This is a genomic window from Mucilaginibacter sp. GW821-FHT07G05, from assembly GCF_059418565.1.
Genome location: NZ_JBWKQC010000008.1, coordinates 198,137 through 216,006, shown reverse-complemented (window position 1 = coordinate 216,006; position 17,870 = coordinate 198,137). Strand labels below are relative to the sequence as shown.

The 17,870-nt window shown below is 43.4% G+C and carries 18 protein-coding genes and 1 tRNA gene; 10 read left to right on the top strand and 9 right to left on the bottom strand.

Features of this window, described 5'->3' with window-relative positions; all coding sequences use genetic code 11:
* Positions 1-82 precede the first annotated feature (82 nt).
* Positions 83-1,138 (bottom strand): hypothetical protein, encoded by a 1,056-nt coding sequence (locus AC07NA_RS19935; RefSeq protein WP_494899267.1) that lies wholly within the window; start codon positions 1,136-1,138, stop codon positions 83-85.
* Between the two features lie 91 nt (positions 1,139-1,229).
* Between AC07NA_RS19935 and murB the strand changes: the two genes are divergently transcribed.
* Together murB and AC07NA_RS19925 are read left to right on the top strand one after the other, a co-directional pair.
* On the top strand, positions 1,230-2,252 hold the full coding sequence (gene murB / locus AC07NA_RS19930; RefSeq protein WP_494899266.1) for a UDP-N-acetylmuramate dehydrogenase: 1,023 nt from the start codon (positions 1,230-1,232) through the stop codon (positions 2,250-2,252).
* Positions 2,253-2,533: 281 nt separating this feature from the next.
* A complete protein-coding gene (locus tag AC07NA_RS19925; protein WP_345211741.1) occupies positions 2,534-3,073 on the top strand; it encodes an RNA polymerase sigma factor in 540 nt (179 codons plus the stop codon).
* A 479-nt stretch (positions 3,074-3,552) separates the two neighbouring features.
* On the opposite strand, the gene crtID is transcribed toward AC07NA_RS19925, so the two are convergent.
* Positions 3,553-5,022 (bottom strand): bifunctional phytoene desaturase/3,4-desaturase, encoded by a 1,470-nt coding sequence (gene crtID / locus AC07NA_RS19920; protein ID WP_494899265.1) that lies wholly within the window; start codon positions 5,020-5,022, stop codon positions 3,553-3,555.
* A 98-nt stretch (positions 5,023-5,120) separates the two neighbouring features.
* On the opposite strand from crtID, the gene AC07NA_RS19915 reads away from it, so the two are divergent.
* The 4 genes from AC07NA_RS19915 to AC07NA_RS19900 are packed head-to-tail and all read left to right on the top strand — an operon-like array spanning position 5,121 to position 7,415.
* The gene (locus AC07NA_RS19915; RefSeq protein ID WP_494899264.1) at positions 5,121-5,957 is read left to right on the top strand and encodes a phytoene/squalene synthase family protein; all 837 of its coding nucleotides are present in this window, start codon (positions 5,121-5,123) and stop codon (positions 5,955-5,957) included.
* 8 nt (positions 5,958-5,965) lie between these two features.
* Positions 5,966-6,499, top strand: coding sequence for a hypothetical protein (locus tag AC07NA_RS19910; RefSeq protein WP_494899263.1), 534 nt, complete (start codon positions 5,966-5,968; stop codon positions 6,497-6,499).
* A complete protein-coding gene (locus tag AC07NA_RS19905) occupies positions 6,496-7,179 on the top strand; it encodes a lycopene cyclase domain-containing protein (protein ID WP_494899262.1) in 684 nt (227 codons plus the stop codon). Before AC07NA_RS19910 ends, AC07NA_RS19905 begins: the two co-directional genes overlap by 4 nt.
* On the top strand, positions 7,176-7,415 hold the full coding sequence (locus AC07NA_RS19900) for a cytochrome b5 domain-containing protein (protein ID WP_494899261.1): 240 nt from the start codon (positions 7,176-7,178) through the stop codon (positions 7,413-7,415). Before AC07NA_RS19905 ends, AC07NA_RS19900 begins: the two co-directional genes overlap by 4 nt.
* 275 nt (positions 7,416-7,690) lie before the next feature.
* On the opposite strand, the gene AC07NA_RS19895 is transcribed toward AC07NA_RS19900, so the two are convergent.
* On the bottom strand, positions 7,691-8,605 hold the full coding sequence (locus AC07NA_RS19895) for a PfkB family carbohydrate kinase (RefSeq protein ID WP_494899260.1): 915 nt from the start codon (positions 8,603-8,605) through the stop codon (positions 7,691-7,693).
* Between the two features lie 86 nt (positions 8,606-8,691).
* Here AC07NA_RS19895 and AC07NA_RS19890 point away from each other — a divergent pair.
* Positions 8,692-8,765, top strand: a tRNA-Asn gene (locus tag AC07NA_RS19890).
* A 148-nt stretch (positions 8,766-8,913) separates the two neighbouring features.
* Here the strand turns inward: AC07NA_RS19890 and AC07NA_RS19885 are convergent.
* Positions 8,914-9,819 (bottom strand): helix-turn-helix domain-containing protein, encoded by a 906-nt coding sequence (locus AC07NA_RS19885; protein ID WP_494899259.1) that lies wholly within the window; start codon positions 9,817-9,819, stop codon positions 8,914-8,916.
* Between the two features lie 184 nt (positions 9,820-10,003).
* Here AC07NA_RS19885 and AC07NA_RS19880 point away from each other — a divergent pair, with 184 nt between their 5' ends.
* Entirely contained in the window at positions 10,004-11,053 is a 1,050-nt protein-coding gene (locus AC07NA_RS19880) for an NAD(P)-dependent alcohol dehydrogenase (RefSeq protein ID WP_494899258.1), read from the top strand.
* Between the two features lie 62 nt (positions 11,054-11,115).
* On the opposite strand, the gene AC07NA_RS19875 is transcribed toward AC07NA_RS19880, so the two are convergent.
* From AC07NA_RS19875 to AC07NA_RS19855, 5 genes are all read right to left on the bottom strand, one after another.
* The gene (locus AC07NA_RS19875; RefSeq protein ID WP_494899257.1) at positions 11,116-11,556 is read right to left on the bottom strand and encodes a sterol desaturase family protein; all 441 of its coding nucleotides are present in this window, start codon (positions 11,554-11,556) and stop codon (positions 11,116-11,118) included.
* A gap of 39 nt (positions 11,557-11,595) precedes the next feature.
* On the bottom strand, positions 11,596-11,982 hold the full coding sequence (locus tag AC07NA_RS19870) for a four helix bundle protein (RefSeq protein WP_494899256.1): 387 nt from the start codon (positions 11,980-11,982) through the stop codon (positions 11,596-11,598).
* Between the two features lie 149 nt (positions 11,983-12,131).
* Positions 12,132-13,535, bottom strand: coding sequence for a dihydrolipoyl dehydrogenase (lpdA, locus tag AC07NA_RS19865; protein ID WP_494899255.1), 1,404 nt, complete (start codon positions 13,533-13,535; stop codon positions 12,132-12,134).
* A gap of 480 nt (positions 13,536-14,015) precedes the next feature.
* On the bottom strand, positions 14,016-14,480 hold the full coding sequence (locus tag AC07NA_RS19860) for a hypothetical protein (RefSeq protein ID WP_494899254.1): 465 nt from the start codon (positions 14,478-14,480) through the stop codon (positions 14,016-14,018).
* Between the two features lie 3 nt (positions 14,481-14,483).
* Complete coding sequence (locus AC07NA_RS19855; protein ID WP_494899253.1) at positions 14,484-14,945, bottom strand: DinB family protein; 462 nt, start codon at positions 14,943-14,945, stop codon at positions 14,484-14,486.
* Positions 14,946-15,101: 156 nt separating this feature from the next.
* On the opposite strand from AC07NA_RS19855, the gene AC07NA_RS19850 reads away from it, so the two are divergent.
* Entirely contained in the window at positions 15,102-16,820 is a 1,719-nt protein-coding gene (locus AC07NA_RS19850; RefSeq protein WP_494899252.1) for an ArnT family glycosyltransferase, read from the top strand.
* A 15-nt stretch (positions 16,821-16,835) separates the two neighbouring features.
* Complete coding sequence (locus AC07NA_RS19845) at positions 16,836-17,861, top strand: lipid A deacylase (protein ID WP_494899251.1); 1,026 nt, start codon at positions 16,836-16,838, stop codon at positions 17,859-17,861.
* The last annotated feature ends 9 nt before the right edge of the window (positions 17,862-17,870 follow it).

The window sequence follows — 17,870 nt, the reverse complement described above, 5'->3', positions numbered from 1 at the left end:
TGTTGTTACATTTATAAATTCATTTTCTTTCTGCCATATTCAACCCCAATAAATTATATGAGCACCCTAATTGGCGGGATACTTATAGATAACGCTTATAACTTCTTTTAAAACTATATTTTGCATCAGGCTCATTCGATATTTTAGGTAAAAAGAAGTGGCTATCATAATAGTGCATAACGGTAGGCAGCAAAACCAATGTGCACCAAATAACGAAATTTGCAGGTAGCACCCTAAAGAAATAGTTTGCGCCAAAAACAACTGTTGTAACAGCGATTATTGCGAGTCCGTGTATTTTTTTCAACTGCCGCGAACCAACCCTTGATACATGTATATCTATCAATGCTCTTTTTTCTTCTCGATAGTCGGCCTCATTTAAATTTCCCTTACCTGCAAATAAGCTTAACACCACTATTACAGCATTGGTAATGTATAAAACCGAAACACCTAATAAGAAATATTGGAGGGTTAAAAATACTATTTGTGTAGTGCTGGCTGCATCTTCTATTTTAATGCCGCTAATTACTTTGTATGTATTGTCGATACCTATTATAAATACGATTATACAGCTCCATGTACTCAGTAACAGTTTGCCGGTGCGCGAATGAGGACTGTAAGTAAATATTTGAAGGAGTGTATATAGGGCAAGAAAAATACCGGCGACAAAAAATATGTCGGTGAACCAATTATATTTAAAAGAATTATCGTTTGCTGCTGCCCAATAAATAATGGCTACGGTTTGCAATAGTACTACGCCTTCGTTTATCCGTGGCATAAAATCTTTGCGATGTATTATAACTACTCCAAGGATCAGGATACCAATAAAGGACATCGCCCAACCCTCTATGCCCTCCTTATCAATTACTCCTTTGTACAATAATGGTATCAAAAGAAAGAAACTCGCTATAAATGCACCCAATAAGATGAGAACTAATTTTTTCCAACTAAAATACCGCCTGTACTCCGAACTTATACCTGCAACAATAATTATACTGCTGATAGGGATTAGTGTTTCTTCTGCCCTGTATAGTTTATAGAGTAGTAAACTCAGCACTGGTAACGAAACAACAGCACCAATAATGATAAAGAAAATTTCCAGATCTAACGTTTTTCTTTTGCGGGATTTAGGTTGTTGCATGTAACGAATTAAAATATAATAATAGAAAATTTTATTCAGCGTGCTATTATATTAATTACGAAATTCGCCACTTGTACCCGAAATTACTGCCATGCTGCAAATCCAACAAAACGTATCCCTTAAAAACTTTAACACCTTCGGTATTGAAACTTATGCGAAATACTTTGTAGAGATCAATCACGAGGAAGAGTTGCAGGAACTGTTTGCCGATCCGCAATGGTTACAGGCTGATCGTTTGGTTTTGGGCGGCGGCAGCAACATGCTCATGGTAGCCGACTTTAACGGACTGGTGATCCGCATGAATATTCGCGGTATCGAGCATCGCATCAACCACAACGAGGTATTTGTAGAGGCGGGCGGCGGCGAAGTATGGAACGCCCTGGTGAATTACGCTGTCGACCACAGTTATGCCGGTATGGAAAACCTGAGCCTTATCCCCGGTTCTGTTGGCGCATCGCCCATACAAAATATAGGAGCCTACGGCGTGGAGTTGAAGGATGTATTTTACAGCTGCCATGCCTTTGAAATAGCTACAGGCACATTCCGCACGTTTACCAAAGATGAATGCAAGTTTGGCTACCGCGAAAGTGTTTTTAAAACCGAACTGAAAGGGCAATACATTATTACATCGGTAAAGTTCCTGTTATCGCTTCAGCCCAACCTTAATTTAAAATACGGCGCTATTGAGCAGGAGCTGAACAACAGGGGTATTACCGCGCCTAATATTAAAGAGGTATCGCAAGTGGTTGCCCACATCAGGGTATCAAAACTTCCTGACCCATCAACTATTGGCAACGCAGGCAGTTTCTTTAAAAACCCGGTGATCAGTGTTGATAAGTTCGAGGTGTTGAAAACTAATCACCCCAATGTGGTGAACTATCCGGCGGGCGAAGGGTTAGTTAAATTAGCAGCAGGCTGGCTCATTGAACAGTGCGGCTGGAAGGGCAAAGTGGTAGGCAATACCGGTACCTGGAAAAACCAGGCGCTGGTGGTGGTAAATCACGGCGGCGCTACCGGACAGGAAGTGTATGCTTTTTCGTCGCAAATCATAGACAGTGTGTATAGTAAGTTTGGCGTTCAACTGGAACGCGAGGTGAATATTATTGGCCAATAAACTTTCGTTAAAGTAAACTTTGTGAAAAACACGCTACTTAGAGCGGTCTTTCTAATGCGGTTTTAATTAAGTTATAATTAAAATTCTGCTAATGTGTACACTTTTCTGCCTATCAATACACCCTGTATTGCACTAATTGCCTGTTATATTATCTAAATATTAACTGCAATGCGTGTTTCATTATAAAATGCGCTGTTTTAAGGCCAAATAAGGCCAATTATTTAAAGTTTGGCAAAGTGGTATCATAATTGCCTTAACTCAATCACATAAACACTACTACTATGACAAAGATTGAGTTTAACACCCTGGTATTACGTCAAGCAAGTTCATTAAGGTCTTATGCGCTACATTTTACCCATGATGCTGACGATGCCAACGACCTGGTACAAGATACCATGCTGAAAGCCATAACTTACTACAACAAGTTTAAAGAAGGTACTAACCTTAAAGGGTGGTTATACACAATCATGAAAAATACTTTCATTAATAACTACCGCAGATTTGTAAAAATGAGCACTTTCGTAACCAAGTCAGATGAGATATCATCACCAAACCTGGTTTTCAGCTCAACAAAAAACCAAGGCGAATCAAAATTCGTGATGGACGATATCAAAAAAGCTTTAGACAAACTGCCTGAAGATTACTATGTACCATTTACCATGTACTTTGAAGGCCACAAATATCATGAAATTGCCGATCACCTGGATATCCCGATCGGAACAGTAAAAACCCGTATCCACGTGGCACGTAAACTGTTAAAAAAGAACCTTAAAGCATATGATAACGGAGTAACCAAAGCCGTTTATGCCGAAATTGACTAATCAATACAATTAAACTCAACATATATAGTAAAAACCCGCCCCACAAGGCGGGTTTTTACGTTTGGGGTTTGCTCGATATCTGCGCACTCCCCACGAGAGATGCCATCTATTTCTATAACTATAAATGTAAGTCCTCTCCCTTGGAGAGGATTTAGGTGAGGCGTTTTCCGTCAGCAAACAGCTTCGGACAAAATGATGATCGAAAGCTCAAAGAGGTTTTAAGGTTTGACAACTTTTTAAAAGTTGTCAAACCTCACAGTCGTTAATAAACGCGACGAGATTGCTTCGTTCCTACCTATGACGTGTTAAAAAAACTGTCATTCTGAACGTTTGAGGAATCTTCTTCGCTATGCTTATCTGCAATAGATGCTTCGTTCCTCAGCATGACAGTGGAGAGTAGTTGTGAGCTATCGTCAAAAAGAATTAAAATTCTTCGCAATGACAAAAACTCCAAATCCCCACAACTTACAACCCATAACCTACAACTTCCCTACCTCCCCGGCCACAACCTGCCCCGAAATTAATGCAGGCGGCACACCCGGTCCCGGTACGGTAAGCTGACCGGTGAACAGTAAATTCTTGATATGTTTCGCCCGCATGGATGGCTTCAAAAAGGCCGTTTGCGATAGCGTGTTGGCCAGACCGTAGGCATTGCCTTTGTAAGAATGGTAGTCAGCCTTAAAATCATTCATGGCATAGCTGCGTTTCACTACGATGTTGTGGCGAATAGATTGGCCGGTAACGTGTTCAAAGCGTGTAAGCATCAAGTCGAAATACTTTTCGCGCATGGCTTCGCTGTCTTGCAGACCGGGTGCTAATGGCATCAGGAAGAACAGGTTTTCGCCACCTTCGGGAGCAACGGTGTCGTCGGTTTTTGAAGTGCACGATACATAGAACAGCGGTTTCGACGGCCATTGCGGCTCGGTGTAGATCTCGCGGGCATGCTGCTCAAAATCTTCGTCAAAAAACAAATTATGGTGTTCAATGCCCTCCACCCTTTTATTGGTACCAATGTAAAACAACAAACTCGATGGCGACATGGTGCGGCTATCCCAATATTTGCCGGTATAGTTTCTATACGGTTCGTCAATCAATTGCTGATCTACGTGTTCATAATCGGCCCCGGCAATTACCACATCGGCTTTAAAATCACCTTGGGTAGTAGCTATATTAGTAACAGCTTTATTTTCGACATGCAGTTTGGTAACCTCGGTATTCAGGCGGATATCCACGCCCAGCTCTTTGGCTATGCTCACAATGGCTTTCACAATTTCGTTCATGCCGCCCATGGGGTACCAGGTACCGAGGGCAAGGTCGGCATAGTTCATCATGCTGTACATGGCCGGGGTATTTTGCGGGGTAGCACCTAAAAACAAAACGGGAAACTCCAGTAATTTAATGAGCTTCGGGTTTGTAAAGTACTTGCGCACGTGTTTACTCATACTGGTAAGCAACTGTATGCCGAAACTTTTTTTGATCAGGTTAAGATCGAAATATTCGGCAACGGAATGCGACGGACGAAACACATATTCGCCCATGCCCACTTTGTATTTGTATTCGGCTTGACTTAAAAACTCGCGCAAGGCTTTGCTGCTGCCCGGTTCCAGTTGTTCAAAAGCAGTTTCAATGGCGGGCATATCCGCAGGAACATTCAGCAAATCATCCTTACCAAAATAAACACGATAGCCCGGATCGAGGCGTTTGAGGCTGTAATAATCGGCAGGTTTTTTACCAAACAGGGCGAAAAAGTTTTCGAACACATCGGGCATCCAATACCAGCTTGGCCCCATATCAAACCGAAAACCATCCTGCTCCCAGATACGGGCACGACCGCCCGGTTGGTCGTTCTTTTCCAGCACGGTTACCTTATGCCCCTGTTTGGCCAGTACGCAAGCTGCCGAAAGGCCTGCAAAACCCGAACCTATTACTACAATGTGTTTGTTGTTCATCACCACTAATTAACCCAAAGTAAGCAAATTGTTTCACTGTGGTAAAAAACAATGCCGCCCTTATTTTGTAGTTTTGAACATAACCCGTGATTTAGCGTATGATGCAACTGTATGATGATACCTGCTTTGAGTGCAGTAAATTAATAACCAACAAATACAGTACATCTTTTAGCTCGGGTATTAAGGCGTTCGACGAACAATTCAGGAACCCTATTTACGCTATTTATGCCTTTGTGCGCTACGCGGATGAAATTGTAGATACCTTTCACGATTACGACAAAGCAACCCTTATCAGCGATTTTAAAACGGAAACCTTTGTAGCCATTAAGCAAAAGATAAGTCTTAACCCGGTACTGCACTCCTTTCAACTGGTGGTGAACCGTTACGGGATAGACCACGATCTGATCGATGCCTTCCTGATCTCGATGGAGATGGACCTCTATACCCAGCGGTACGACGAAGATGGCTACAAAGCCTACATATACGGTTCTGCGGAGGTGGTGGGGCTGATGTGTCTGCGCATATTTTGCCAAAACGACGATCAGGTTTACCAGTCCCTTTTGCCAAAGGCCTGCAGTTTGGGTTCGGCATTTCAAAAGATCAATTTCCTGCGGGATGTAAAAGCCGACCATGAAGAACGCGGTCGCACCTATTTCCCTAATATCGATTTTAACAACTTTACCGAGCAGGATAAACGGAATATAGAGCTGGATATTAAAAAGGATTTTGATGACGCCCTTGAAGGTATAAAAGCGCTGCCGGCCGGCGCCAAGCTGGGGGTATACATCGCTTATACCTACTATACCAAACTTTTTGATAAAATAAGCCGTACCCCGGCAGGTGTAGTATTGCAGCAACGCATCCGTATATCTGATGTACAAAAGATCACGTTATATTGCAAGGCTGTTTTACAGCACAAGTTTAACATGATATAATTTTTTTAATGAAGCGTTTATTGCCGGTACTGTTTTTTTTGCTGCTGTTCCCCTTTTTTAATGCTGATGCACAAACCCCTCACGAGGTACGAAAACAATTGGTAGCGGCCCTCAAAAGCAGCAAAACTACCGACTCATTATACACCAAGCTGGATGCCGTAAAAGAGAAATCGGGCTTAACCATTGGCTATATCGCTACTTTACAGGCACTGAAAGCGGTGCATACCTGGAACCCGTACTTCAAGATTAAATATCTGAACAATGCCGAATCAAGCTATAAAAAGGCCGTTGCCATGGATGTACATAATATCGAGATCCGGTTTATGCGCTTTTCGGTAGAGCACAACGTACCCGGCTTTTTGGGCTACAATAAAAACCTTACCGATGACAGGGAAACCATCATCCATCAGCTCAAAAAGAAAAATTACGGCTCGGCAGACCACGAACTGGTGCAGGCCATTGTTAAGTTCCTGCTCGAATCAAAACGCTGCACGTCCGCCGAAAATGAGTATCTTACACAGCAATTAGCCCCGCCCAAGTGAAATATACTTACCTGCTTATAAACTTTCTTACAGTAGTTTTCCCGGTAGCGCTATCGTTTGATAAGCGTGTGGCATTTTATAAAACCTGGCGCTTTATTTGGCCGGGCATGGCTATTACGGGGCTTGTGTTTTTGTTTTGGGATGTACTGTTCACCGTAAAAGGCGTATGGTCGTTCAACCCGGAACGTATTACAGGCATCACCTTTTTTCAGCTTCCGCTGGAAGAGATTTTGTTTTTTTTAACTGTGCCCTTTTCCTGCATATTTATTTATGCCTGTTTAAATTATTATGTAAAATGGGAGATCAGCAACCGGTTGTCGCGCATTATCTCCAACCTGATCCTCATACTATCATTATACCTGCTGATATTCAATTATTATAGGCTATATACAACGGTAACTTTCAGTTTGCTGTTTGTGCTGATAGCTTATTTGCAGTTTAAGGCCAAAGTGCAATGGATGCCCCGTTTTTATATGGCCTATTTGGTATCCTTAATTCCGTTTTATATTGTGAACGGTATACTGACGGCCATCCCGGTGGTAATGTACAATAACGACGAAAATTTAGGCATCAGGGTAACAACCATCCCGTTTGAAGATCATTTTTATTCGATGGCCTTACTGGTGATGAACGTAGGTTTTTATGAGTATTTTAAAAACAGAAAGAACATAACAAAATGAGCGAGCTGCCGGTATATACCAAATCGCAACTGGCCCTGCGCAACGGGCAGGATAAGCCGCAGATATGGGTGGCCTTTGAAGGTATTATATACGATGTAACCGAAAGTCGCCTGTGGCGCAACGGCAAACACTACGAACACTGGGCCGGCCAGGACCTCACCCCCGAACTCGCCGACGCCCCGCATACCCAAACGGTATTCGAGAAGTTTGAAAAGGTAGGAAGACTTTTGGTTTAGATTCAAGAACAGAGAGTCAGGAATCAAGCCTGACTTCAATTAACCTCTCAAAGTTGTCATCTCGACCGTAGGGAGAGATCTTCTTCGCCCTGTAAGTCTGCTACTTGTCCGGAGCAGAAGATTTCTCCTCGTACCTTGTTTCGATGACATCGTAAAAATAAGCCCTACAAAGTAAAACTTTGTAGGGCTCGCTAAAAGTTATTTATCTTGTCTCCTGATTCTTTACTCTCGAATCATAATACCTACAACACACAACCTCCAACTCACAACCAATATTAAATCTCAAACTTGGATAAGGCCACAAACTGCTGTACCCTTTCGTTGATCTCTTCTTCGGTAAGGTTCTTTATTTTTTCGGGACCGAACTTCTCTACGCAGAACGATGCCAGCGCAGAGCCGTAGATAAGGCCATTCTTCATGTTGTTAAAGCTGATGGTGCCTGCTTTAGCCAGGTAGCCGATAAATCCACCGGCAAAGGTATCCCCTGCGCCTGTAGGGTCAAATACTTCGGCAAGCGGCATGGCCGGGGTAGCAAATACGGTATGCTCATCAAATAATAAAGCGCCATGTTCACCTTTTTTAATGATGAGGTATTTAGGACCCATGGTTAATATTTTACGGGCAGCCTTAACTAAAGAGTACTCGCCGGTGAGCTGGCGGGCCTCTTCGTCGTTAATGGTAAGGACGTCTATCAGCTTTAAAGTTTCCAATAATTCATCTAAAGCGATGTTCATCCAAAAGTTCATCGTATCCATCACGATCAGTTTCGGGCGATTTTTTAATCTTTTTATTACCGTTTGCTGCACCTGCGGCGATAGATTACCCAACATCAGGTACTCGCAATCCTGATAACTCTCAGGAACGATCGGATCGAAGTCTGCAAGCACATTAAGGTCGGTTATCAGCGTATCCCGGCTGTTCATATCGTTATGGTATTTACCGCTCCAGAAGAAAGATTTCTCACCTTTTTTAACCTGAAGCCCCTCGGTATCAATGCCGTGACTATTAAAGTCGGCGATGTCTGTTTGCGGAAAATCATCACCCACAACGGCTACAATTTTCACCTTATCATAGAAATATGATGCCGACAAGCCCGCATAAGTAGCAGAGCCGCCAATAATTTTATTTGTTTTACCAAAGGGTGTTTCAATGGCGTCAAATGCCACAGTACCAATCACTACCAAACTCATCCGATATTTTTTTTAATTTTTTTTTCGCAAATATTGTGAAATTACCGCAGAAATTATACTTTTGCACCACTCCAAACGGAAAATACTCCTGAGTAGCTCAGCCGGTTAGAGCATCTGACTGTTAATCAGAGGGTCGCTGGTTCGAGCCCAGCCTCAGGAGCACAAGCCCCGCAAGTCCGCGGGGCTTTTTTTATGTCTTAAAGTTTGATTTACGGTAATATTGAAGGCACACGCGGCATGCGTGCACCAGCTTGCGGCTTATTTAATGACAGCATATTCTATATGCCCGTAGCTTAAATTTAGTAAAATCAGAAGAGTTGATTCTTCCTGTACAGTTTTGGCGTTAACTGCTGGTTCCTTTTAAAGAAATTGATAAAATGCGGGAGGTCATCAAATCCCAGGCTCCAGGCAATCTCCGAGATATTCCAATCAGTGTGTTGAAGCAGGCTTTTGGCTTCCTGCATAATTCTTGCAGCGATGAGTTGAGAAGTTGTTCTGCCGGTAACCGCTTTTAACGCATGGTTCAAGTGGTTAACATGAACCGATGATTGGTTGGCAAACGCTGTAGGATGGCGCAGTTCCATTCGCTGCATGGTTGATTCGATAGGGAACTGACGTTCCAGTAACTCCGTAAATATGGAAACTATCCGTTGTGAACCGTTTGAATCTTTGTAGAGTTCAAAACGTGCAGGCTCTAATTTTAAAGCAGCGAATATCAACTGCAACACCATCGACCTTAGTGAATCATATTTATAACTAAACTCAAGCGTGATCTCGCCGAGCATCTGTCTAAAAATATCCTCAAAAACAACAAACTGTTCTTCATTAAGATGAAAGAATGGCGTATGCCCGGGTTTGAAGACCGGATAGTCTTTAATGGTGATGAATTGGTCGAAGAAATCTTCGGTAAATACGCAGAAGTAAGCAACTTGCTCAGATTCTAAATGTTCCCAGGAATAGGGGATGTTGGGATTGGTAAATAACAAGCCACGGTCAAATTCAATAGTTTTATCTGCATAATCGAGCCTCGTTTTACCTTCCAACAGACTAATCTTGTAAAGCGATTTTCGGTTGAATGGTTTACAATTGAACTTATCGTCCCGGTTATGTTTCACATGAAAAACGTTGAAACGCTGAACATCCTTGCCGATCTCGCCGGGCATCCACACGCGCTTATCATCTTTCAGATCTTCATTCAAACTTATTGAATTCATCAGAACAAAAATACCTAATTGTAAGCTATTAGAATTGAGAAAATCAAAGCAATAACTGTAAAAATCAAATAATTAAAAAGAACAGTGTGCTTTGATTTTTACAGTTTTCTATTTGATAAGCACAACTGTTCAGCATATTCATCACTCTACCTTTGCTTATCTGTAAACGTAAAATTCAAATAGTATGATAACCGTAAAAGGATATGCAGTGCAAAGCGCGAATGAAGAACTGGCTCCATGGACTTTTGAAAGAAGAGAGGTAGGCCCGCATGATGTACAAATAGATATTTTATACTCGGGAGTTTGCCACTCCGACCTCGCTCAAATTAACAATGAATGGTTTCCGGGAGTATTCCCCATGGTACCAGGGCACGAAATTGTGGGCCGGGTGGTAAAGGTAGGAGAACATGTAAAAGCATTTAAGGTTGGTGATCTTGCAGGTGTTGGTACATTAGCCAATTCGTGCAGGCATTGTGCTCCCTGTAATGATGGAGAGGAAGTTTATTGTGAAAATGGTGTAATACCAACTTATAATGGCTTGGATAAGTACACAGATAACCAGCCAACCTACGGAGGTTATTCAAACATTATTGTTTCTGATGAACGATTCGCGGTGCGTGTACCAGAAAACCTGGACCTGCCGGCGGTAGCACCATTGTTATGCGCTGGTATTACCACATATTCGCCGTTAAAGCATTGGAAAGTTGGCAAAGGGCACAAATTGGCAGTACTTGGCCTGGGAGGGCTTGGACATATGGCTGTAAAGTTCGGTGTTGCTCTGGGTGCAGAAGTGACCATTTTAAGTACCTCGCCTAAAAAGGCTGAGGACGCAAAGAAATTAGGCGCACATCACTTTGTGGTTACCACCAATGCCGAAGAAGTAGAAAAGGTAAAAGGCTCATTTGATTTTATTATTGATACCGTGAGTGCCCAGCACGATTTTGATTTCTATGGTTCCTTGTTAAGGCTTAATGGCGTTCACATTCTTGTAGGCATCCCGCCAAAGGGTTTTGATATTAAAAATGTAGGCGGCTTGCAGCTTGGCCGCAGGAGTATTGTAGGCTCGGCATCGGGCGGATTAAAAGAAACTCAGGAAATGTTAGATTTCTGCGCAGAAAACAACATCGTTGCTGATGTAGAATTGATCAGTAAGCAGGATATTAAAACAGCCTTTGAGCGTATGGAGAAAGGTGATGTAAAATATCGTTTCGTTATTGATATGGCGACATTATAAATCTGCCGTTGGCAAAACAAAGGTAGCTGTCAATTTATTAGCTGCCTTTGTTTTGAATTTTGCTACCGCCTAAACCACTTCTTATTAGCCACCAGCAATCCAAATTCTTCCGAAGGATTCTTCTCCGTTGATTTGTGGTGGATTTTGTGTGCGCGGCGAATACCCATCAGGTAGCGGTTATTACTTTTGAAAGCCTTAAAACGGTTGTGGATAAACCAATCGTGAAAGATGAAATAGATGATACCGTAAATGCTGATGCCTGTACCTATCCAAAAGCGATAGTCTAAGCCAATATGCCCCAGCCACATCAGCCATAAGGCTAAAGCCGCGAAGCCGATGCTAAACAAATCGTTCAGCTCGAACCAGCCATGCCTTTGCTGGTGGTGCGTTTTATGAATAAACCACAACGGCCCATGAAACAAATACTTATGCATCGCCCACGAAAGCAACTCCATCAGACCGATGGTAGCTATTAATGTGGCTATGTTAATTAATATGTTCATTGCTTTGTTGGAATGTTTTAAAGTTGGAATGTTGAAATGTTATTTTTTCTTTTTCTTCGCTTCAAACTTCTTTAAGTAATCGATCAACGATTTTGTTTTGCCAGAAAACTCAACACTTTTAAAATACATACTGTTAAAAACAGCTTCGTCGATCTTTTTGGCACCGTGTAGTATGATCAACTTATTTCTGAACTCTCCTGATGAGCCCTTTGCGTAGTTCAGGAACCTGATAAAGTCGGGATTGTTGTTATATTCAAACCCCTCGGCAATATTGTCTGACATGGAACAAGCCGCTCGCCTTAACTGGTCTTTCATACCCCAGTCTGATTTCAAGGGCTCGGTATCACACAATAAATATGTTTCAATAGCAATAGCAACGGCCAATTTCCAAATCTCTAAATCTTCAAATTTTTGAAATTTAGCCATTGCTATCTATTTTGTGTTTACTAAGTTAACAGGTAAAATAACATTACAACCTTCTAACATTACAACCTTCCAACAAAAGACTTATATATCCAGTTATGCAGATAAAATAACATTAAAACATTCTAACATTACAACCTTCCAACCAGAACTTATATATGTATCGCCCTGTTTTCCGTTGCCGCTAAGCATGCTTCGCGCATGGCTTCGGTGTAGGTAGGGTGGGCGTGACTGGCGCGAGTTACGTCTTCGGCGCTGGCGCGGTATTCCATGGCTATTACGGCCTCGGCAATCATATCTGCAGCACGCGGACCGATCATGTGTACACCTAATATTTCATCGGTAGTGCTATCTGCCAACACTTTCACAAATCCATCCAAATCGCCGCTGGCACGTGCACGGCCGCTGGCTTTGAACGGGAACGATCCTGTTTTGTATTTAACGCCTGCCGCTTTCAACTGCTCTTCGGTTTGGCCAACGCTGGCAACTTCAGGCCAGGTATATACTACGCCCGGTATCAGGTTGTAATTGATGTGTGGTTTTTGGCCTGCAATAATTTCGGCTACCAAAGTACCTTCGTCTTCTGCCTTGTGGGCAAGCATGGCGCCTTTAATTACGTCGCCAATGGCGTATACGCCTTTAACGCTGGTTTCGAGGTGTTCGTCAACGGTGATCTTTCTGCCGCGTTCTTCAACGGTAAGGCCAATTTTATCTAAACCTAAACCATCGGTATAAGCAATACGGCCAACAGCTACCAGGCAGTAATCGCCTTTAAGTTCTTTCTTTTCGCCTTTAGGGCTATCAAAACTTACGGTTACCTCTTTACCTTTTACAGTAGCGCCGGTTACTTTATGACCCAGGTAAAACTCCATACCCAATTTTTGCAGTACTTTTTGCAGCTCACGGCCCAGGCCTTTATCCATAGTTGGGATAATACCGTCCATAAACTCAATTACCGACACCTTTGAACCCAGGCGCGCGTAAACCGAACCCAGTTCCAACCCGATAACACCACCGCCGATGAGCACCAAATGCTTAGGGATCTCTTTAAGGGTTAGTGCCTCGGTTGAGGTAATGATGCGTTTTTTATCAATAGGTAAAAATGGTAATGCCGATGGTTTTGAACCGGTAGCGATAATTACGTTTTTACTGGTTACTTCTTGGATTGTACCATCGCTTTTGGTAACAATGATGGTGTTTTTATCTTTAAAAGAACCTACACCGGTGTATACATCGATCTTGTTCTTTTTCATAAGGTAGGTGATGCCGCTGGTATTGGCATTAACCACTTCTTCCTTACGTTTTATCATCTGCCCGAAATCAATACTCAGATTATCTAAATTGATACCGTGTGTTTTAAACGCGTGAGCAGCGTTATGATAGTGCTCTGATGAATCAAGCAGGGCCTTCGATGGGATACAGCCTACATTAAGGCAGGTACCGCCAAGGGTATTATATTTTTCAACGATAGCTGTTTTTAAACCCAGTTGGGCGCTGCGTATTGCGGCTACATAGCCACCCGGGCCTGAACCTATTACGATAACATCATATTGCATAGTAGTGTATTTTATGGTTGGCAAAGTTAAACATTATCAGCTGCTAAAGAAAGCCGAAAGGAGAAGCTGAAAGGAAAAAGGTTAAAGCCGAAAGGAGAAAAGTTAAAGCTGAAAGGGAAAAGCAAAAGGCCGAAGACCGCTTTTGCACTTTACGTCAGCAAATAGCTTCGGACGAAAGCGGGTGGAACGATTAAGGGCCTGAGCGTTGGCGGGCATAGGAATTTGTTGCATGTGGAGTGGGAGTGAGCGGCGAAGCAAGGGGCAAAAGTTCCAGCCCTGATCGTTCCGCCTGCTTTGCAGGGTAAGGCCTTGTGCGGCAAAGAAGCCTTTTGCTGGACAGGCCTTTTTGTTACTTTTGTGGCGACAAAAGTAATGGGGCCCTGCGCCCAAGAGCAGACTAACGTCAATTACAGCACAACCCTTACATAAAAGAGCCTCAGATTGCTTCGACCAATAAAACGCGTTTTTAGACAACGCCCTTTACTTCGCTAAACCCATTGCCTTCTTTATATCACGATCAATAAAATTCATCTCTACCCGGGTAAACAAAATAAACAACGCCAGGAACGCGAAAGGGATCAACGCGTTTTCGGGGCGGTTCTTGTTCATTAATACCGACGCGATGGCCAGCAGGAACCCCGCCGAAAGCAGGCAGAAGAATACAGTCGACATGATGCTGTAGCGCACCTTGTAATAATTTTCGGTTTCGCTTTTGGGCAGACTGATAATGAGCTTGGGTAAATAATTCTCTACCAGGTAGCGGATACGGGTAAACTTAATATCATCGCCGCCATCCTGTCCCAAAAACAATTTGCCCGAGCCCTCAAGGCTCGATCCGCTGAAATCAATAGAAGGCGGACTTTTCAGCGCGAACTTGCGCATGGCCTGTTCCACGGCCTTCTTTTCGCCTGCGTCGTTCAGGTATACTTTTTTAAAGTAGATCATCGCTTACTTGGTTAACACCTTCCGTATCGACATGATGTAGCCAATGTGCAGGCCATCATGAAAAGGTAAAAAGTTAATAGCGTTATCAATATTACCCAGTTCAACACCGTAACGGGTAACCACCGGGGTGTATTCCTTAAATATTTGATTGGTATAATCCAGCTCAAGTTGCTCTAAGGTGGATAACATGAGGCCTTTTATATGCTTTATGCCATCGGCATCAACAAACTGCTCGGGCTTGGTGCCGGGTTTGTAGGCGTCAAAAAAATCTTGTTCAACCAAAATGGGCACGCCGGTACGTACATAGCATATACCTTGTTGGGCGGCAACCATGTGGCCAAGGTTCCAGATGATGTTGTTGTTGAAACCCGCGGGCACTTCGTTAAGTTGTTCAACGGTATAATTCTCTAAAATATTGAGTACGTATAAACGTGGTTTTTGCAGTATTTCAATAGCTCGCAGCATGGGTGTAACAGTATTGTTTTAACGGTGCTAAAGTAAGGTTATTAGCGCAATTATCAAGTTGTTTACACAGTGTTACCCTTGTTATCAAATTGTTTAAAAGCGGGTTATTATAGGTTTTATTATACCTTTACACCGTAATTATCTATCAACTACTACATGCAGGCAACGGCTGTTAATAAACCGGCAGATCAGGAAAAACTGATATGGTACTTTTTATCATGCTGGACCCTCCTGAACATTGTACAGGCCTGCACCCTGCAATTACACCCCGACGAAGCTTATTACTGGATGTACTCGCGCCTGCCGGCCTGGGGTTATTTCGATCATCCGCCTATGGTGGCCATGTTCATCCGCCTTGGCGATAACATTGTTCATAACGAGTTTGGTTTGCGCCTGGTTAACGTACTGGCCAGTACGGCATCATTATACCTGCTGTGGCGCATTGCTAAAAAATACAATGCCGATGCTTTGCGTTTTATACTCATCACCGGCGGTATATTCACTTTCCACATTTACGGCTTTATTACCACACCCGATGGGCCGCTGCTGTTTTTTACTGTGCTGTTCTTTTATTTTTACCGTAAATATTTAGAGAAAGACGGACTGCTGCCTGCCATTATATTAGGCCTGGTTGTAGGCGGGTTGCTGTACAGTAAATACCATGCTGTATTGCTGATAGGGTTTACAGTGCTGGCCAATATCAAAATACTAACACGCTGGTCGTTTTGGGTAATTGTGCTGCTGGCTACCGGGCTGTACCTTCCGCATATTATGTGGCAGGTAAACAACGATTACCCTTCGCTGGCCTATCACCTGTCCGACAGATCGGCGCGCAGTTACCAGATCGATTATACGCTGGTTTACTTCCTGTCGCAAACGCTGATGGCGGGGCCGCTTATTGGCTGGTTCCTGTTTTACAAGAGCGCCACCGTTAAAATAAAGGATGCCTTTACCCGTGTTTTGCTGGTGAACGCCATCGGTATTATCCTTTTCTTTTTAATTACCTCCATACGTGGCGAAGTACAACCGCAATGGACCATCATCGCGTTAGCCGCTATTGTTTTACTGGTGATGATACGTTTTGGACAGGATGCCAAAGTATCGCCCTGGTTCAACCGTGTAGCTATCGCCAATATGACCATTTTGGTGACGATCAGGCTGCTGGTGCTGTCGTCGCTGTCTTTTGTGGAGCATATTGCCGCTATGGACCGCTTTTTTCATAAAAAGGAATGGGCGCAAACCATCCACCAAAAAGTAGGCGATAGTTATCTGGTGATGAATACCGGCTTCCAGGAACCCGCACGTTATAACTTTTACACCAATACGCTAAAAGGCTTCTCGTACGATTCGCGCTATTACCGCCTTACCCAATTTGAGATTTGGCCGTTGGAAGACAGCATACAGCATAAACGGGTTTACTACCTGGCATCGAGCCCTATGCCCGGCATTACAAAAGATACCATTAAAACTGCCGACGGCGATTACTTTGGTGTTTGGGTTGATGATGTGCGCACATACCAAAAGGTGAATTTTGTATCGGGTATTAAAAAGATGGTGTCATCGCCGGGTAAACAATTTAAGATAAGGCTATCGGTTACCAACCCCTACAACCACCCCATCACCTTTACCAATACAGGCTATAAAATGCACGTGTTTTTAGAGGCCTGCTTTGTGCAGGGCGACGCGGAAGTAAAGGTTGAACCTGCCGGAGATGATTTTCATAACATCAGCCTTAAACCAGGCGAAACCACCAGCTATGTATTTAACCTCACCGCGCCCGATAAAAAGGGTGTTTACGACCTCATGTTCTCCCTGCGTACAGGCCCATTTCAGGGGAGTAAAAACGGCAGGGTTATTAATTTTTCGGTAGAATAAAGATACCTTTGCGGCATGTATAAAAAGATATACCTGCTTTTCACGCTACTGCTGCTTACCGGTGCCACTGCTATGGCACAAAGCCTCGATATAAATTTTAACGGCCTCGGCTTTTTAGATAACCGCGAATACAAGGTTTTTCTGCAACGTTCACGTACCTATTCGGGCACCCGTTTGGCGCTCGACCTCGGCTTGAATATTGATAGCGTTAACCGCTTTGTGGTGGGTATAAACGGCATACATGAGTTTGGTGCCAAGCCTTATTTTTTAAAGGTAGATCCCGTTGCTTACTACAATTATCACAGCAAAAACTGGACGTTTGATGCCGGTATGTTCCCGCGCGAAGGTGTGCTGAGCAATTATCCGCGTGCTTTATTGAACGATACTTTACGTTACTACCGCCCCAACGTGGAGGGTTTATTGACCCAGTTCCACAATGAGCACATTACCGAAACCGTTTGGCTGGATTGGGTAAGCCGCCAAACCCTTACCGACCGTGAGCAGTTCCTGTTCGGGTTTGCAGGTAAGTACAAACCGGCCGTTAACGGTCCGTTTTATATAGCCCATTATTTTGTGATGCTACACGATGCCGGCGCCGAGGTATACGACCCCGAAAAACCGATACAGGATAACGCAGGCGCGCAGGTGCGTCTCGGGCTTGATCTGAGTCACCGTGGCAAGATAGATTCATTAACATTTGAGGCCGGTGGTATGTTATCGTTAGAACGCCAGCGTGGGTTGAGCGGCTTTCAAAAACCTACAGGTTTTGTAGCCAGTGCCTATGCCAGCTACAAACGTATTGCCTTGTGCGATGAGTTTTATGCAGGCCAGGGGAACTTTGTTATCTATGGTGATTCGTACTACTCACGCAAAATGTATAACAGGCTCGATGTTATTATTACCCCATTCCTGTTCAAAAGGGTTAAGGGGCAATTCATATTCAGTTTCCACCAGTCGCCCGCGCACCTGAACGATAACCAGCAGGCTTTCCGTGTAACGGTCGACTTGGGCAGGCAAACGCTTGTAAAGTTTAAGAACTAACGCAATTTT

Bases quoted from the DNA above. Each gene is read 5' to 3' on its own strand.
- AC07NA_RS19935 (WP_494899267.1), bottom strand. From the start codon at position 1,138: ATGCAACAACCTAAATCCCGCAAAAGAAAAACGTTAGATCTGGAAATT.
- murB (WP_494899266.1), top strand. From the start codon at position 1,230: ATGCTGCAAATCCAACAAAACGTATCCCTTAAAAACTTTAACACCTTC.
- AC07NA_RS19925 (WP_345211741.1), top strand. From the start codon at position 2,534: ATGACAAAGATTGAGTTTAACACCCTGGTATTACGTCAAGCAAGTTCA.
- crtID (WP_494899265.1), bottom strand. From the start codon at position 5,022: ATGAACAACAAACACATTGTAGTAATAGGTTCGGGTTTTGCAGGCCTT.
- AC07NA_RS19915 (WP_494899264.1), top strand. From the start codon at position 5,121: ATGATGCAACTGTATGATGATACCTGCTTTGAGTGCAGTAAATTAATA.
- AC07NA_RS19910 (WP_494899263.1), top strand. From the start codon at position 5,966: ATGAAGCGTTTATTGCCGGTACTGTTTTTTTTGCTGCTGTTCCCCTTT.
- AC07NA_RS19900 (WP_494899261.1), top strand. From the start codon at position 7,176: ATGAGCGAGCTGCCGGTATATACCAAATCGCAACTGGCCCTGCGCAAC.
- AC07NA_RS19895 (WP_494899260.1), bottom strand. From the start codon at position 8,605: ATGAGTTTGGTAGTGATTGGTACTGTGGCATTTGACGCCATTGAAACA.
- AC07NA_RS19885 (WP_494899259.1), bottom strand. From the start codon at position 9,819: ATGAATTCAATAAGTTTGAATGAAGATCTGAAAGATGATAAGCGCGTG.
- AC07NA_RS19880 (WP_494899258.1), top strand. From the start codon at position 10,004: ATGATAACCGTAAAAGGATATGCAGTGCAAAGCGCGAATGAAGAACTG.
- AC07NA_RS19875 (WP_494899257.1), bottom strand. From the start codon at position 11,556: ATGAACATATTAATTAACATAGCCACATTAATAGCTACCATCGGTCTG.
- AC07NA_RS19870 (WP_494899256.1), bottom strand. From the start codon at position 11,982: ATGGCTAAATTTCAAAAATTTGAAGATTTAGAGATTTGGAAATTGGCC.
- lpdA (WP_494899255.1), bottom strand. From the start codon at position 13,535: ATGCAATATGATGTTATCGTAATAGGTTCAGGCCCGGGTGGCTATGTA.
- AC07NA_RS19860 (WP_494899254.1), bottom strand. From the start codon at position 14,480: ATGATCTACTTTAAAAAAGTATACCTGAACGACGCAGGCGAAAAGAAG.
- AC07NA_RS19855 (WP_494899253.1), bottom strand. From the start codon at position 14,945: ATGCTGCGAGCTATTGAAATACTGCAAAAACCACGTTTATACGTACTC.
- AC07NA_RS19850 (WP_494899252.1), top strand. From the start codon at position 15,102: ATGCAGGCAACGGCTGTTAATAAACCGGCAGATCAGGAAAAACTGATA.
- AC07NA_RS19845 (WP_494899251.1), top strand. From the start codon at position 16,836: ATGTATAAAAAGATATACCTGCTTTTCACGCTACTGCTGCTTACCGGT.